This is a genomic window from Candidatus Pelagibacter sp. HIMB109, from assembly GCF_052048155.1.
In the GTDB taxonomy this organism is placed as follows: domain Bacteria; phylum Pseudomonadota; class Alphaproteobacteria; order Pelagibacterales; family Pelagibacteraceae; genus HIMB114.
Genome location: NZ_JBNAIK010000001.1, coordinates 51906 through 65893, shown reverse-complemented (window position 1 = coordinate 65893; position 13988 = coordinate 51906). Strand labels below are relative to the sequence as shown.

The window sequence follows — 13988 nt, the reverse complement described above, 5'->3', positions numbered from 1 at the left end:
TTCCTATTTAATTTGGTTTGGATATTTTTCAGCATTTTTTTTCATTTTATAATAAAAAGCCTTCTCGAGGTCTATATTCATGATCTGACAAAATCTTACTAAATAAAAAAAAACATCAGCAACTTCATCTTCAACTTGTTCTTTTGAAGCTGATTTTGGATATTCTTTTTCATTTTCTATTTGCCACTGAAAGATTTCCATAAGTTCAGAAGCCTCAACAGATAGCGCCATACTTAAATTTTTTGGCGTATGATAATCTTGCCATTTTCTATTGGATACAAACTTTTCAATATCAGATTTTATTTTTTCAAAATTCATTGTTTCCTTTCTTATAAGTATTTTTCAAAGCCTTTAACTGTATAGCACTTCAAACGTTTTCTTGGAAAAAAAGTAATCACTCCATTTTTATATGGTCCTATAAAAACATGATTTGAGTAAAGAATCTTATTAGATTTAGCATCATCAGGAATATCATTGCAATCCTTGTTAAAGATATAAATCGCCATACGCCCAATAGTGACATCTTCATTTTTATTAAAAACATCAAAATATAATTGATATTTACCTTGAGTGTAAAAATCACGAACCGTGAAAATTTCTACGTTAGATTTTTGTTGGTCTGAAAAAAAATTTAAATTTTGTTCAGTATTTTTTGAATGCGAACAGCTATAAAAAATGAAAAGAGAACTAAAAAAAAAGGCCCTGATAACAGGGCCTTTTTTAATTAAGTTTTTTAACAACTATATTGCCTTAGATGACATTTGTTTTGCAATGTATTTAGCTTGTCTCATTGCCAAAGCAACAATTGTCAATGTTGGGTTTTCAGCTGCTCCAGTTGTAAATTGGCTTCCGTCAGATACAAATAAATTTTTGATATCCCACGTTTGACCATATTTATTCACCACACCATCGCTTGCCTTAGCACTCATTCTATTTGTACCTAAGTTGTGCGTTGATGGGTATGGAGGAGTTTGAATTGTTTTAGTTGCTCCAACAGACTCATAAAGTGCAGTAGATTGTTTCCAAGCATGATTTCTCATTTTAATATCATTTTCATGATCTGAGAAATTAACATTTGGAATTGGCATTCCATGCTGGTCTTTAATCTTCTTATGAAGTGTTACACGGTTAGATGCTTGAGGCATATCTTCCCCAACAATCCATAACCCTGCCATATGATCATAACCTTCCATTGACGCTGAGAATTCTCTTCCCCATTGACCTGGGTCTAAGAATGCAGCCATGAATGGCAACCCTAATGCTAGAGTTTCAAGTTCGTAACCACCTACGAAACCTCGACTTGTATCATGTCTTGATTCATCTTGAATGATACCCGCCATTGTTGTTCCACGGTAGAAATAAACTGGCTTTTCAAAAATAGCATAAGTACTTGCAGTCATGTGACGCATATAGTTACGTCCAACTTGACCTGACGAGTTCGCCATACCATTTTTAAACATGTTTGACTCCGAGTTCAGTAAAAGTCTTGGAGACTCAATTGAGTTTCCAGCTACACAAACAATCCTTGCTCTTTGCTTGTGGATCTTACCGTCTTTATCAGCGTAAACTACACCATCAACTTTACCACTCTTATCGTGTTCAATTTTCAACACTTGGCTATTTGATCGGCATTCTAGTTTTCCAGTTGCTTCACCTTTAGGAATAGAAACATAACCAGACGACCATTTCGCTCCAGATTTACATCCTTGGAAACAGAAACCTATTTGTGCACATGCACCTCTTCCATCACGTGGTTGAGAGTTGATGGACATATTTCCAGTATGAAACTGTTTATAGCCCATCTTCTTTGCACCTGCTGCAAATACTTTATAGTTATTGTTTCCTGGTAATCTTGGAATTCCATTGGTTCCAGTTGTTCCCATATGGTTTTCAGCTCTTGCATACCAAGGAGCCATTTCTTTAGCATCGATTGGCCAGTCTAAAAGGTCTGCACCTTTTACATTGCCGTAAGTGGTTCTTGCTTTCCACTCGTGTGGTTGGAACCTTAAACTTGCCCCAGCCCAGTGAAGTGTACTTCCACCTACTGCTTTAACGATCCAAGATGGTAAACCAGAAAAGTCTCTAGAAACTCTCCAATCACCAGAAGTTGTTCGTTTATCTAACCAACTGATTTGACCAAACGAAGCCCATTCGTCATTAACGAAGTCTTGTGGTCCATGACGTCCGCCTGCCTCAAGGATTACTGTTTTAATCCCTTTCATTGCAAGTTCCATACCAAGGACACCGCCACCAGCACCTGAACCAATGATAACAACTACATCGCCATCACTTTTAGAAAATTTTGCCATGTGTGTCCCTCCTATAACCAATCGATATCGTTGAAACCACGACTCATGTATCCACCCTTAGAAGCAGACTCACCTTCGTAACCAAATTTCGGCCAAACCTCTTTGTTGTTATATAATCCAACAACTAGGTCGCCTCTAATTTTTTGGAATAGAGGTGATTTTTCATTGCTCTTTAGGATATCAACTCTCTCGAGTTCTCGATTGATATCTTTGTAGTTTGCTTTGTATTTTTTCTTGGCAGCAGAATTAATTTTTTTTAATTCTTTGCCAACCATAGACTTGAACGCTTTATCTTTTCCAGCTTGCGCCTCAACACCTTCAATCACTTTAGCGTAAAATCTGTCAGCTAAAAAATCATGAGGGTAGGTGTCTCTTGCCATCTGAATTAGAGTAGCTGCGTCATCAGCACCTATCGTTTTAAATGTAGCGGACCATGCATTATTTTTTCCAATAACCATTGGACCCATTACAGTTAATCCTAGGGCTGTTACCGTTCCTGATTTTAGAAACGATCGTCGTGATATTGCTTTTTTATTCAATACACGCATGTTTCCCCCTTATGTTTAAGATCACTTAAGTGTTTTTAAGTAATCAATTATTGTTAGCCTCACACTTTCGTCAGCTTGCATATAATACATGTAGGTGCCTGGAATAAACGCACCGGCATTGGTTAACCACTTGTTTAGATTTTCTTCGTTCCAAACAATTCCAGATTTTTTGATTGCATCTGAGTACATCGTGTAAGAATTATCGATTGCAGCCTTACGGCCAACAATACCCCATAAGTTTGGGCCAGCTCTAGGAGTTTGATCTCCCTTTTGAACTGAATGACAAGTTGCGCAATTTTTGATGAATAGTTGATTAATCTCAGCTTTAACGATCTGAGTTGATATTAAGATTATCAAAATAACCAAAAATAACTTCAAGTTACCTCCCAAACTTTTAGTTATAAAAACTTAACAAAATTTAGAATTTTTATGTAGATACAATTCACCCTATTTTAATGCTCTGCAAAAAAATGAGAACGATTATTAAAAACTATCTGAAGTTGAAGTTAGATTTTTCCTAACTCTTTTGCGATATTTGCTGTTGCTTTTGCTTCAATAATTTCGATCCAATATCCATCAGGATCTTTAACAAATGCCAAAGGTTTCATGGACCCGTCATCTGCTTTTTTAACAAATTCCATATTATATTTCTCAAACCTTTTACAAGCCGCATAAACATCTGGAACAGAAAAACAAATATGACCAAAGCCTTTTGGTTCCGCATTACCATCATGAAACTTTACAGAATCATCATTTTCAGCACCCCAATTATGCGTTAATTCTAAAAGTCCTTTTTGTCTAAAAGTCCATATAGTTCTTTCATAATTATCTGTTGGTGCAGATTTAACTTCTTCATCGGTAAGATTTCCTAAAAAATATAAAGAGAATTTCATTGATGGAAAATCTAATTTTTTTACCATTCGCATGCCCATTACTTTTGAGTAAAAATCTAATGATCGCTTTGGATCTTTGATCCTAAGCATCATATGATTAAATACGTAACCTTCTGTTTCTTTATCTGGCTGTTGAATTCCGTCTACTTGTTCGCAATGGCTCATGAAACCCCCTTTAAAATTTCATTAAGATTACTCTTTTTTAGTCTTGAAAAAAAGAGACAAAAGTTATATATGCATATTATGCATGGCTGCTATGCATGCTGTGTAACCATTTCACATGGTTAAAAAGTGACTCATAGCCATGAGTTAAAAGGCGTAACAATTAAACAAAGGAGTAAATATGTTTTACAAAGACTTCAAATTGTTGCGTAAGGTTAATGACGGTGCCAATAATGCGTTACGTCAAATTCGCAAACAATTTACTGAGCGAAACAGTCGCCCAAGAGCGAAAGACAACGTAATTAATCCTAATCAAAAAGGCATTTAATTATAGAATTTAAGTTGGGGTGATCCCTTTCACCCCAATTAAATTGACATCCCAAACAATACCCACTACCAGTAATTTCAATGAAGGGCACAAATATATTATTAGGTATCATTGCATTAATCTTAGCATTGTTTTTTGGTTTACAAATTGAAGAGCAGTACCGTGATGTCAGATATTTAAATAATTGTAAAAAAGATATTAAAGCAAATGGAATTAAAACTGACGATCCAATTGCGTATTGTGCTGGCTTAATAAGACAAGACCCTTACCTGTTTACTTATAACAGAGGCTTTGTTGGAAAATATTTACAAGAAAATATTAGTAACGCTCCTCAGCAGCCTGCTCCCAATACCGAGCAAAAAAAATAATTAACTAAAATATTTTAATGCAACAAAAACAACAATAGGTATTGTAATAAACGATAACGTTGTTGAGATAACAATCACTGATGCAATATTATCTGCATGTATTTTTTTAGAATACATTTTGGCTAGTAAAAAATTTAAAATTGCTGATGGCATTGATGCCGAAATCAATAGTACTCCTGCCTCATAACTTTTTAATCCAAAGTAACAAATAATTGAAAAAGCAATTAAAGGTCCACTAATTAATCTTGCAACTGCAATAATAATATTAGTATTAACGTTCTTTGTTTTTAATGTGCTAAGTGCAATTCCAAGAGATGTTAAAATTAAAAAAATAGTCGAGTAACCAAGTAGCATAGTGGTATTCACTAAAAATGCAGGCGGCTTGATTTCAAAGTACAACATAAAACCTGAAATAAATAAAACATGCATTGGAATAGAAGTGATTAATGGTTTTAAACTAAATTTTTTACTGGCAATAAATATTCCAACCGTAAAGTGTAATAGCATAATGACTGCAGCAATTGAGCTTGCAACTGAAAACCCTTTTTCACCATATGCAAATAAACAAATTGGAAGTCCCAAGTTTCCAGTATTGGGTAAAATAAGTGGACTAAGTTCTAAAACAACATCTCGCTTTAAAATTTTTAAAATAACAATTCCAATTACTGCAAAGCAAGCAACAAATAAAAAAGTAAATGATCCAAATTTAAAAAAAGTTTTAAAGTCTAGAGTTGTTGATGCTGCTAAAGAGTAAAATAAAAGAGCAGGGACACCAATTTTACCAGCAAACGCCGTAATGATATCGCTATTAAACTTTGGATTTTTTTTTCCAAACCAATAGCCAATTCCAATAATAAAAAAGACAGGGAATATAACTTCAAATAATTTAAAATAGATCGCTAGCGACATAATTTTGAAACCTTTTACTTTTATGATTTTTCATTACAAGATAAACAATTACAAATGAGACAATTAATAGTTTTTTTTATTATTTTATTAAATTTTGAACAAGCAGACGCCCACGTTGGTCATAACAAAAACCTTCGAAGTTTATCATTCGATATTTATCGAAATGGCGCTTATGCAGGTTTTCACACCATTGATTTTAATTGGGGTAAGGATGGAAGTGTTGAAGTTAAAAATGTTATTGAATTTGGCGTAAAAAAACTTGGGATTACTTTTTATAAATACCAGTCAGTTGGAACTGAAACATATAACGCTGCTGGCAAGTTAGTTAATTTTAATTCGAATACGGATGATAATGGAAAGCCAAAATTTTGTAATATTGATTTAAAAAAAGATAAGTATGAAGTGAATGGAACCAAATTTAAGGGTGAATTTAAAAAGTCTTTTTTAATCTCTTCTTATTGGAACCATGACATTGTAACAGTTCCATACCAATTATCAGGCATTACTTGTAAAGTGACTGAACAAAAGGTGAGTTTTATAAAGGAAGAAGATTTTAAAAAACTAGACCAAACATTTAAAACTCGAATTTTTGACATTAAAGGAAAAGATTTAGATACTCAGGTATGGTTTGATCAAAAAACAAGAATGATTGTACATCAAGTATTACACCGTAAAGGTAAATGGGAGTATAAACTTAAAAGTTACAAATTAAATAAATGAAAAAAATTTTAACATTATTATTTTTACTGCATTTTACCTTGTCATCTTTTTCAGATGAACCAGGTGTCATTTCACTTATGTATCACCGTGTAGGTGAAGGCAAGTATCCAAGTACCAATGTTTCAACAGAAATGTTCAAACAACATCTTGAAGCGATTAAAGCATCAGGGCTTAGTTACATTGAGCCAGAAAAATTTAAAAACCAAATTTTAGAAGGTAAAACATTTTCAAAACGATTTATTTTATTAACGGTAGACGATGCGTTTAAAAGTTTTTATCAAAATGCTTGGCCTATTTTAAAAGAAAACAAAATTCCATTTATTATCTTTGTAAACACAAAAGAGATTTCAAATAATCATCCAAATTATATGAGCTGGGATCAAATTAGAGAATTAAGAGACTCTGGATTAGTTACTATTGGCGGTCATTCATGGAGTCATGAATATTTTGTCGATATGAAGTTGCAAGAGGTGAAACAAGATATTCAAAAATCTCATGATGATTATAATAAGGAATTAAAAAAAATTCCTGATCTTTATGCACATACCTTTGGAGAGACCAGTTCAGATATTATAAAAATTATTAGAGATTTTAATTATAAAATTATTTTTGGACAACACTCAGGTGTAATTAGTCAAAATGAAAATATTAATTATCTACCAAGATTTAGTTTGAATGAAAATTATGGAAAAATGAAAAGATTTAAAAATATATTAAAGTCACGTGCATTTAATATTACCTCTTATGAACCTAAAACAGTTTTGCTTAATAAAAATAATAATCCATCAAGCATGAAATTAAAATTTAACGAAAATGTAAAAGGAATAAATTGTTTTGATAATTCTGGTGGACAGTGGAAAAATACTAAAATTAACTTTATCACTAATAATGAAATCGAATTAACTTTTGATGAACCCTTTAAAAGAAGAAGGGGACGATTAAATTGTACCATGCCATCCAAAGACGGCTTGATTAAATGGTTTGGTTATCAGTATAGTGTGATTAATTAGCTTTATTAAACTTTTTCATCATATTTAAAGTTTCTTTACTTATATGATGCTCCATTCCTTCTGAATCAATTTCTGCAATTTTTCTAGGCACACCAAGTTTAGTTAAAAAATTAAATAATATTTCATGCCTTGTATTAGATTGTTCTGCTAATTTTTTTCCATGAGATGTTAAAAAAATATTTTTATATTTTTCACTCTCAACAAGTTTTGCTTTAATTAATCTTTTAATATTTTTACTAACCGTCGCGTTCGACACGCCAAAATATTTACAAAGATCAACGTTCTTCACTGAACCTTTTGTGTTTAAAATTTCATCAATTGCTTCAACATAATCTTCGAGAAGTTCGATGCTTTTTCTACTCTGGGTAGTTTTAAATAATTGAGGACTACTAGATCTAGTGGTTTTCATAATAATATTTAAATCTTTCGGCTATTTAACACTTGCAATAATCTTAGCAAGTAATAAGTTTAGCCAAGGCTAAACTTTATGACAGAATTTAGAAAAGGTATTTTTAATGTTGTTGCTGGGACCAGTTTTGGTAGAGCGTTAATCTATACTTGTGGTCATGTGATCATTGCCATGACAGTCGTATCTGTTTTAACTGGTGCTAGTTTATTTGAAGCTGGTTTGGTAGCTTTAATCGAGCCAACAATTAATGGTGTTTGGTATTATCTATTAGATAAATTATGGACCAAAACTTTTACTCAAAAATCAGTTTAAATTTAAAACAAATCATTATACAACTTCAGGATGTTTTCGTTTTTAAATATCTTCAAGAAAAAAAATAAAAAAAAAGAAGAAGAAGCTTTTAATTTACTTCGTAAAGCAAGTGCCATCTCAAAAAAAATCGCAGAAGAGACTAATGATGCAAAACTCAAAGGTTTAGCATTTGAATTAAAACGTAGTCATGATGAGGCGATTAAAATTTTTGAAGAAATTAATTACGATCTAAATCAATTGGATAAATTTTATTTTGATCCAAAACAAGCACTATCCGACAATTATAAAAAAGTAGAAACAATCTTAGATAATTTTAAAAAACGTATCGCTTAGTTTATTGCAACTCCATTCAAAACTGATTATAATTTAGGCATGTCTACATACGAATGTAAAAAATGTGGAATGTCAGTTAATGCATCATGTGCAAAATGCAATGAGCCTTTAGCCAATGATCATTTAGATGTGAATGGAACTCAAGTTCAAATTTCTAAATGCCCAACGTGTGAAGGTAAAATCAAATCACCACAATGTTGCGGTGCTGACATGGGCGCAAATTAAGCGAGCACAATTCCTAGCATTATAAGTTGTGCAAAGTTTATAACCACTGAAATGAAGTGAGAAATTTTAAAAGCTTTTTCATTTCGTTCATCTTTTAATTTATTAATCTTTGGCATTAAATAAACTAAATTAAAAAAGAACAATAAGGCTGAAGTGAATACGAGATAAAAGTCTAAAATAAAAGTTTGATAAAAAATATAAAATCCAGAGACCAGTCCAAGGATCAATAAATTTACCAGATAGTAATACGGAAAAATTGCACGGATAAATACCCCTGCATTATCTGGTGGCAAAACTTTAAAAATCATTGGCGCTAAAATAAAAGAAAAAAATAACATGATCCCCAAAACTAAGGACACCATATTCATAATAATTTGCTCACTCATCTTTTAGCTTTCTTTTTCTTTTTACCTGCTTGATTAATTTTATTTATAAATTTAGTCAGTTTTTTTCTTGTTTGGTTAATTTTTTTTATATCCATAATTTTCTTTTAAAATAAAAATCAAGTTCCACAATATGTTTTGTATACACGATCAGATGCAGGTGCAGGTTTTGTGAATTCTTCTAAATTTACATCTTCAGTATAGGGTTTTTTGATTACTTCACATAAAGATAAAAATTTAGATATATCTCCATCATCTGCGGCTGATAAAGCTTCTTCGACTTTATGGTTTCTTGGTATAAATAGTGGATTATGTTTCATCATTAATTGATAACCATCTTCACTCTTTTGATTTTTAGATAACCTTTTTTTCCACTCTGCTTCCCAAATAATAAAATCAGGATCATTCAGTAATTTTTCTTGAGGAAATTTACCATTGATTAAGTATCTAAAGGTATTGGTATAATCGGCTTGGTTTTTATGCATGAGTTTAAATAAATCACTCATCATTTGTTTATCTTGGTCTTCATCTGAAATCATACCAAGTTTATTCTTCATCATCACATGAAACTTATCTGCAAATAGTTCTTCATATTCTTTAATTAAATCATTAGCGATCCCCTCAGATTTTTTTTCATCCTCATCTAGTAAAGGAAATAAACTTTCTGCAAATCTAGCTAAATTCCATTGTCCAATAATAGGCTGGCTTCCATATGCATAACGTCCATAATGATCAATAGAACTAAATACGGTTTTGGTATCATAGTGATCCATAAATGCGCACGGACCATAATCAATACTTTCTCCTGAAATTGACATGTTATCCGTATTCATCACACCATGAATAAAAGAAACCCGCATCCAATTTACAATCAGTTCAATTTGTCGTTTCATGACAGACTTAAAAAGTGCTATGGCTTTATTTTGAGCTTGAAGAAGTTCTGGATAATGCCGCTCAATAGCATAATCAACTAACGTTTTAAGTGCTGAGATATCTTGTTTAGCGGCAACATATTGAAATGTACCAACTCTTAAATGAGATGATGCAATTCTAGTTAACACTGCACCTTTAAGTTTTGTTTCTCTTAAAACATCTTCACCTGTTGTTACAACGGCCAAACTTCTTGTGGTTGGGATGTTTAAAAAATGAATGGCTTCACTGATAATATATTCTCTAAGCATTGGTCCTAATGCTGCTCTTCCATCACCGCCTCTTGAGTAAGGTGTTTTACCCGAACCTTTTAATTGAATATCCCAACGTTGATTTTTTGGATCTATGTGTTCTCCTAATAAAATAGCCCTTCCATCACCAAGCATCACAAAGTGACCAAACTGATGACCACAATAAGCTTGTGCAAGTGGCAGTGATCCATCAATGAGTTTATTGCCTGAAAAAATTTCTGCATTTTCTTGATCGGAATGTTTTGAAAAATCTAAACCTAAAGATTTAGCAAGATCATGATTCAAAATTACTAATTCTGGTTTTTTTACAGCAACTGGAGATAGTTTTGTTGCCATAATCTCTGGTAAATTGGCGTAAGTATTATCAAATTTAAATCCAGAATTATTCATCATTTCCTTTACTGATCGTTTATGATTTTTAATATAACATTTAATGAATCAGTTAAAAAAATATTTTTTATTTTTTTTATTTCTTATTCTTATTGGTTGTAGCTCTGTTCCGAAAAATACAGTGAATGCTTGTGCTATTTTTGATGAAAAATACCTTTGGTACAAGTTTGCAAAATCCACTGAAAAAAAATGGGGTGCACCAATTGAGCTTCAAATGGCAATTATTAAAAAAGAAAGTGGCTATGACTGGCTTGCTAGACCAGAGCGAACAAAGCTTTTCAAAGTTATTCCTTGGAAAAGAAAATCTAGTTCACTAGGCTATTCTCAAGCTGTCGTTGATACTTGGGAGACTTATAAAAGAAGTACGGGTAAGAAATACGTCACTCGTGTTTTGTTTAAAGATTCATCTGATTTTATAGGATGGTATGTCGATCAGACATATAAAAAAATGAAGGTTTCAAAGAAGAATTATTTTAGACAGTATCTTTATTATTATAATGGCTGGACAAAAAGAACGAGACCGGAGTCTATCCCATATGCAAAAGAGGTATCAAGAACGGCTAAAAAATATAGAGCTCAAATTAGAAAGTGCCAATCGAAACTTAACCGAAATAAGTATATCATCTTTTAGATGAAATTTTTTTTAATTCTTTTTTTCTTACCCACCATTGTTTTTGCCCAAAATTTAAGAGTTGTTGATGGAGACACGATTCATATTGGTAAAATAAAATATCGCTTTCATGGAATTGATGCTCCTGAAATGTCTCAAACCTGTAAACAAAATAACAAAAATATAAAATGCGGAGTATTATCTAAAGTTAAACTAGTTGAGAAAATTAATAATCAAAAAGTAAATTGTAAAAAAATTACTACTGACCGGTACAAAAGAATTGTAGCAGAGTGTTTTGTTAACAATGAAAGTTTATCAAGTTTTCTTGTAAAGAATGGTTATGCTTTTGCATACAGAAGGTATTCAAAACAATTTGTTGAAGATGAAAATTTTGCAAAAAAAAATAAGCTCGGTTTATGGGCAATGGAATTTCAATATCCATGGGATTACAGAAGAAAAAAATAATCCACACATTTCACAGACCGATTATAGAATCAACTAAAGAGCGATACCTTTTTAAAACTAGTTAAATTATTATGTTTTTAACTGAGGGCGCAAGTTCTTAGCTGACAGTGGGAAGTAGGGTCAAACTGATTGCTCACTGCAGAAAGCTGAAGGTGTAGGTAGCACTTCGACTCTTCAGAGTGAGGCCGTGGGAGTAGTGCTTAAATCACATGGCAAATAACTTCGCGTGTAGCTGTTCTTGGGAATAGTTATGCAGCGAAGTTTTTTTTTACGCGGAATCTAAAAGACCAGGATGGTTATTGGATGGATTGTTCACATCCCGGCCTACTTCATAAAAAACAAGTTTAGGATTTTCGTGACTATTTAAAAACACCATAGGGTCTGCTGCATTTAAATAATTATTAATTTCTTCTTCTTTTAAAATTACTGGCATTCTATGATGAATATCCGCTAACTCTTCTTTAGCTGCTGTGGTGATAATTGAAAATTCGATATTCGTATTTTTTTGATAAAGGCCACAAAAAAACAATGGTTCATTGTGCTCTCGTTTTATGAATTGAGGAAACTTTTTTCCTTCATCATTTTTTCTCCATTCATAGTATCCATCAGCTGGAACAACACACCTTTGTTTTGCTACCAAACCACTAAAGGTTCTTTTTTCCATTAACGTTTCTAATCTTGCATTATTTAAAGGTCTAAAATCTTGCATTTTCTCAGACCATTTTGGAACCAGTCCCCAGTGATAGTTTGTTAAAGTGAGGGCATCATCATCTTTTTTAATAATTGGCAATTGTTGAGTCGGGTAGGCATTGAAGTTATCTGTATCTTCAACCCCTTCATTGTTTTGAACAATATTTTTTGTTTTTTTTACTGCCTTTGTAACAGCATAACGTCCGCACATAGTTGCTTTAATATTTTATCTATAAGATGTATCAATCTATTTCTACGAGTATGAAAAGCAAAATTTTTTTTCAAGGTATCCAGGATGTTTTAACATTGCTCATTCCCGTTATTCCTTTTGGAATTATTTATGGTGTTTTGGGATTAGAATTGGGATTGGAGCCCTGGGCGGTTATTGCAAGTTCATTTGTAATATTTGGTGGTGCTTCGCAGTTAGCATTTGTTCAGCTTCTTTCTGTTGGGACATCTCCTTATATTATTCTTGGATCAGTAGGTGCAATTAATTCAAGGCATTTACTATACGGTGCTGTTTGTTCTCAATATTTTAATAAACTTACAAATGGATGGAAAATATTATTGAGTTATTTATTAACTGATCAAGCATTTGCAGTATCGCTCCCATATATAAAAAAAAACAAAAACTTTAGATATCATTTATTAGGTTCTGGTTTTACCTTATGGTTTTTTTGGCAAATTTCGACAGTGTGTGGAGTATTGCTTGGAAATATAGTTCCGCCTGAACTTGGATTATCTTTTGCAATTCCAATTACGTTTTTGTCGTTACTAGTAAAAGAATTAAATAAAATTGATCATGTCATTGTTATGATGGTATCTGGTCTCGTATCTCTTTTGTTATTTAATTTTCCACTTAAGATTTATATTATTTTATCAGCCTTGATTGCTCTTAGCGTTGCATATTTTTTAATTAAAAATTTTAAAAGGTTTGCAAAATGATTTCGACATTAATGATCATTGCTGGAATTATAACCTTCTTAATGAGATATTCTTTGATTGCAATTATCAAACCAGAGTCATTAAGCGTAACAACAAAGAAAGTTTTAACCTATGTTCCTTCAGCAGTTTTTCCTGCAATTATTTTTCCAGCAGTATTTTTAAATAAAAATCAATCATTGCATTTTAATACATATGAATTTTATGCTTTTATTTTGGCTTTGATAGTTGGGTATTTTACAAAAAATACAATTTTAACCATTGCAACAGGCTTAGTTTCTTATTGGTTCTTATCTTATATTTTATAGTGATTTATATTTTGCAGAAGTAATAAATTCTTTAAATGCTTCACACCAAATAATGATGGTATTGTAATCTTCAAAATTAATTTTTTTATCAAGTGGTACAATAAAGTTTTCAAATACTTTTAAATCAGCAACATATAATGCATTTTGTTTTATAGGCAAAAACTCATCTTCGTGTTCTACAAATTTTTTAGTTAAATAGATTTTATAATCAGGACCGGGCGCTACCTTTCCTTTAAGTGCAATTTCATTATTTGTAATCACTAATTGACCCTCACCCCAGTGAAAAAAATCATTACCACGTTGACCTTTTTTAAACTCCGCTTTGTAAACTGGATTTGATACCACCTGCTCGATTTGTGAGAGATTAGCTGATTTTGGCGCTGTTAAGATAGGTAAAAAATAAACCCCTAAAGCAAAACCAATTCCAAGAACTGCACCATGGGAAAATAAAAGAAAGATAAATTTCATACTTTAATACTAATAAAAGTTATCA

22 protein-coding genes are annotated in these 13988 nt (G+C 32.0%); 10 read left to right on the top strand and 12 right to left on the bottom strand.

The window, feature by feature from the left end:
- Nucleotides 1–3: 3 nt before the first annotated feature.
- The 6 genes from ACTTAQ_RS00460 to gloA all read right to left on the bottom strand — a co-directional run bounded on the left by ACTTAQ_RS00460 (nt 4) and on the right by gloA (nt 3915).
- Nucleotides 4–318 carry a nucleotide pyrophosphohydrolase gene (locus ACTTAQ_RS00460; protein WP_440694582.1) on the bottom strand — a complete coding sequence of 105 codons (315 nt, stop codon included), beginning with the start codon at nt 316–318 and terminating at the stop codon, nt 4–6.
- A gap of 11 nt (nt 319–329) precedes the next feature.
- Nucleotides 330–740: a hypothetical protein gene (locus ACTTAQ_RS00455; RefSeq protein WP_440694580.1), complete on the bottom strand. Its 411-nt coding sequence runs from the start codon at nt 738–740 to the stop codon at nt 330–332.
- The gene (locus ACTTAQ_RS00450; protein ID WP_440694578.1) at nt 741–2309 is read right to left on the bottom strand and encodes a GMC family oxidoreductase; all 1569 of its coding nucleotides are present in this window, start codon (nt 2307–2309) and stop codon (nt 741–743) included. It lies immediately after the preceding gene.
- An 11-nt stretch (nt 2310–2320) separates the two neighbouring features.
- Nucleotides 2321–2857 (bottom strand): hypothetical protein, encoded by a 537-nt coding sequence (locus ACTTAQ_RS00445; RefSeq protein WP_009373372.1) that lies wholly within the window; start codon nt 2855–2857, stop codon nt 2321–2323.
- Between the two features lie 21 nt (nt 2858–2878).
- On the bottom strand, nt 2879–3214 hold the full coding sequence (locus ACTTAQ_RS00440; protein WP_440694576.1) for a c-type cytochrome: 336 nt from the start codon (nt 3212–3214) through the stop codon (nt 2879–2881).
- Between the two features lie 149 nt (nt 3215–3363).
- Nucleotides 3364–3915: a lactoylglutathione lyase gene (gene gloA / locus ACTTAQ_RS00435; protein WP_440694575.1), complete on the bottom strand. Its 552-nt coding sequence runs from the start codon at nt 3913–3915 to the stop codon at nt 3364–3366.
- Nucleotides 3916–4320: 405 nt separating this feature from the next.
- Between gloA and ACTTAQ_RS00430 the strand changes: the two genes are divergently transcribed.
- On the top strand, nt 4321–4608 hold the full coding sequence (locus ACTTAQ_RS00430; protein ID WP_440679134.1) for a hypothetical protein: 288 nt from the start codon (nt 4321–4323) through the stop codon (nt 4606–4608).
- On the opposite strand, the gene ACTTAQ_RS00425 is transcribed toward ACTTAQ_RS00430, so the two are convergent.
- Nucleotides 4609–5517 carry an AEC family transporter gene (locus ACTTAQ_RS00425; protein ID WP_440694573.1) on the bottom strand — a complete coding sequence of 303 codons (909 nt, stop codon included), beginning with the start codon at nt 5515–5517 and terminating at the stop codon, nt 4609–4611.
- 54 nt (nt 5518–5571) lie between these two features.
- Here ACTTAQ_RS00425 and ACTTAQ_RS00420 point away from each other — a divergent pair, with 54 nt between their 5' ends.
- Both ACTTAQ_RS00420 and ACTTAQ_RS00415 read left to right on the top strand, forming a co-directional pair.
- The gene (locus ACTTAQ_RS00420) at nt 5572–6237 is read left to right on the top strand and encodes a DUF6134 family protein (RefSeq protein ID WP_440694571.1); all 666 of its coding nucleotides are present in this window, start codon (nt 5572–5574) and stop codon (nt 6235–6237) included.
- Complete coding sequence (locus ACTTAQ_RS00415; protein WP_440694569.1) at nt 6234–7247, top strand: polysaccharide deacetylase family protein; 1014 nt, start codon at nt 6234–6236, stop codon at nt 7245–7247. The genes ACTTAQ_RS00420 and ACTTAQ_RS00415 overlap by 4 nt, the downstream gene beginning before the upstream one ends.
- Here ACTTAQ_RS00415 and mntR read toward each other — a convergent pair.
- Complete coding sequence (gene mntR / locus ACTTAQ_RS00410) at nt 7240–7656, bottom strand: manganese-binding transcriptional regulator MntR (RefSeq protein ID WP_440694567.1); 417 nt, start codon at nt 7654–7656, stop codon at nt 7240–7242. The two genes, ACTTAQ_RS00415 and mntR, sit on opposite strands and share 8 nt — an antisense overlap.
- Before the next feature lie 78 nt (nt 7657–7734).
- On the opposite strand from mntR, the gene ACTTAQ_RS00405 reads away from it, so the two are divergent.
- Genes ACTTAQ_RS00405 through ACTTAQ_RS00395 form a run of 3 tightly spaced genes read left to right on the top strand, consistent with a single transcriptional unit; the run spans nt 7735 to nt 8526 of the window.
- Nucleotides 7735–7968, top strand: a complete 234-nt coding sequence (locus ACTTAQ_RS00405) for a DUF2061 domain-containing protein (protein WP_009373381.1) — start codon at nt 7735–7737, stop codon at nt 7966–7968.
- Nucleotides 7969–7998: 30 nt separating this feature from the next.
- Nucleotides 7999–8301: a hypothetical protein gene (locus tag ACTTAQ_RS00400; RefSeq protein ID WP_009373385.1), complete on the top strand. Its 303-nt coding sequence runs from the start codon at nt 7999–8001 to the stop codon at nt 8299–8301.
- Nucleotides 8302–8340: 39 nt separating this feature from the next.
- Nucleotides 8341–8526 carry a hypothetical protein gene (locus tag ACTTAQ_RS00395; protein ID WP_009373387.1) on the top strand — a complete coding sequence of 62 codons (186 nt, stop codon included), beginning with the start codon at nt 8341–8343 and terminating at the stop codon, nt 8524–8526.
- Here the strand turns inward: ACTTAQ_RS00395 and ACTTAQ_RS00390 are convergent.
- A complete protein-coding gene (locus ACTTAQ_RS00390) occupies nt 8523–8912 on the bottom strand; it encodes a DUF4149 domain-containing protein (RefSeq protein WP_440694564.1) in 390 nt (129 codons plus the stop codon). The two genes, ACTTAQ_RS00395 and ACTTAQ_RS00390, sit on opposite strands and share 4 nt — an antisense overlap.
- A 116-nt stretch (nt 8913–9028) precedes the next feature.
- Nucleotides 9029–10480 (bottom strand): protein adenylyltransferase SelO, encoded by a 1452-nt coding sequence (locus tag ACTTAQ_RS00385; protein ID WP_440694982.1) that lies wholly within the window; start codon nt 10478–10480, stop codon nt 9029–9031.
- A gap of 43 nt (nt 10481–10523) precedes the next feature.
- Here ACTTAQ_RS00385 and ACTTAQ_RS00380 point away from each other — a divergent pair, with 43 nt between their 5' ends.
- On the top strand, nt 10524–11111 hold the full coding sequence (locus ACTTAQ_RS00380) for a transglycosylase SLT domain-containing protein (protein ID WP_440694562.1): 588 nt from the start codon (nt 10524–10526) through the stop codon (nt 11109–11111).
- On the top strand, nt 11112–11555 hold the full coding sequence (locus ACTTAQ_RS00375) for a thermonuclease family protein (protein ID WP_440694560.1): 444 nt from the start codon (nt 11112–11114) through the stop codon (nt 11553–11555).
- A gap of 268 nt (nt 11556–11823) precedes the next feature.
- Here ACTTAQ_RS00375 and ACTTAQ_RS00370 read toward each other — a convergent pair whose 3' ends face one another.
- Nucleotides 11824–12456 (bottom strand): SOS response-associated peptidase, encoded by a 633-nt coding sequence (locus ACTTAQ_RS00370; RefSeq protein WP_440694558.1) that lies wholly within the window; start codon nt 12454–12456, stop codon nt 11824–11826.
- A 50-nt stretch (nt 12457–12506) separates the two neighbouring features.
- Here ACTTAQ_RS00370 and ACTTAQ_RS00365 point away from each other — a divergent pair, with 50 nt between their 5' ends.
- Nucleotides 12507–13190 (top strand): AzlC family ABC transporter permease, encoded by a 684-nt coding sequence (locus ACTTAQ_RS00365; RefSeq protein ID WP_440694556.1) that lies wholly within the window; start codon nt 12507–12509, stop codon nt 13188–13190.
- Entirely contained in the window at nt 13187–13495 is a 309-nt protein-coding gene (locus ACTTAQ_RS00360) for an AzlD domain-containing protein (protein ID WP_440694554.1), read from the top strand. Before ACTTAQ_RS00365 ends, ACTTAQ_RS00360 begins: the two co-directional genes overlap by 4 nt.
- On the opposite strand, the gene ACTTAQ_RS00355 is transcribed toward ACTTAQ_RS00360, so the two are convergent.
- Entirely contained in the window at nt 13490–13963 is a 474-nt protein-coding gene (locus ACTTAQ_RS00355) for a DM13 domain-containing protein (RefSeq protein WP_440694552.1), read from the bottom strand. The two genes, ACTTAQ_RS00360 and ACTTAQ_RS00355, sit on opposite strands and share 6 nt — an antisense overlap.
- Between the last annotated feature and the right edge of the window lie 25 nt (nt 13964–13988).

Coding starts and splice junctions, on each gene's coding strand:
- ACTTAQ_RS00460 (WP_440694582.1), bottom strand. CDS start 318: ATGAATTTTGAAAAAATAAAATCTGATATTGAAAAGTTTGTATCCAAT.
- ACTTAQ_RS00450 (WP_440694578.1), bottom strand. CDS start 2,309: ATGGCAAAATTTTCTAAAAGTGATGGCGATGTAGTTGTTATCATTGGT.
- ACTTAQ_RS00445 (WP_009373372.1), bottom strand. CDS start 2,857: ATGCGTGTATTGAATAAAAAAGCAATATCACGACGATCGTTTCTAAAA.
- gloA (WP_440694575.1), bottom strand. CDS start 3,915: ATGAGCCATTGCGAACAAGTAGACGGAATTCAACAGCCAGATAAAGAA.
- ACTTAQ_RS00430 (WP_440679134.1), top strand. CDS start 4,321: ATGAAGGGCACAAATATATTATTAGGTATCATTGCATTAATCTTAGCA.
- ACTTAQ_RS00425 (WP_440694573.1), bottom strand. CDS start 5,517: ATGTCGCTAGCGATCTATTTTAAATTATTTGAAGTTATATTCCCTGTC.
- ACTTAQ_RS00420 (WP_440694571.1), top strand. CDS start 5,572: ATGAGACAATTAATAGTTTTTTTTATTATTTTATTAAATTTTGAACAA.
- ACTTAQ_RS00415 (WP_440694569.1), top strand. CDS start 6,234: ATGAAAAAAATTTTAACATTATTATTTTTACTGCATTTTACCTTGTCA.
- mntR (WP_440694567.1), bottom strand. CDS start 7,656: ATGAAAACCACTAGATCTAGTAGTCCTCAATTATTTAAAACTACCCAG.
- ACTTAQ_RS00405 (WP_009373381.1), top strand. CDS start 7,735: ATGACAGAATTTAGAAAAGGTATTTTTAATGTTGTTGCTGGGACCAGT.
- ACTTAQ_RS00400 (WP_009373385.1), top strand. CDS start 7,999: ATGTTTTCGTTTTTAAATATCTTCAAGAAAAAAAATAAAAAAAAAGAA.
- ACTTAQ_RS00395 (WP_009373387.1), top strand. CDS start 8,341: ATGTCTACATACGAATGTAAAAAATGTGGAATGTCAGTTAATGCATCA.
- ACTTAQ_RS00390 (WP_440694564.1), bottom strand. CDS start 8,912: ATGAGTGAGCAAATTATTATGAATATGGTGTCCTTAGTTTTGGGGATC.
- ACTTAQ_RS00385 (WP_440694982.1), bottom strand. CDS start 10,480: ATGAATAATTCTGGATTTAAATTTGATAATACTTACGCCAATTTACCA.
- ACTTAQ_RS00380 (WP_440694562.1), top strand. CDS start 10,524: ATGAATCAGTTAAAAAAATATTTTTTATTTTTTTTATTTCTTATTCTT.
- ACTTAQ_RS00375 (WP_440694560.1), top strand. CDS start 11,112: ATGAAATTTTTTTTAATTCTTTTTTTCTTACCCACCATTGTTTTTGCC.
- ACTTAQ_RS00370 (WP_440694558.1), bottom strand. CDS start 12,456: ATGTGCGGACGTTATGCTGTTACAAAGGCAGTAAAAAAAACAAAAAAT.
- ACTTAQ_RS00365 (WP_440694556.1), top strand. CDS start 12,507: ATGAAAAGCAAAATTTTTTTTCAAGGTATCCAGGATGTTTTAACATTG.
- ACTTAQ_RS00360 (WP_440694554.1), top strand. CDS start 13,187: ATGATTTCGACATTAATGATCATTGCTGGAATTATAACCTTCTTAATG.
- ACTTAQ_RS00355 (WP_440694552.1), bottom strand. CDS start 13,963: ATGAAATTTATCTTTCTTTTATTTTCCCATGGTGCAGTTCTTGGAATT.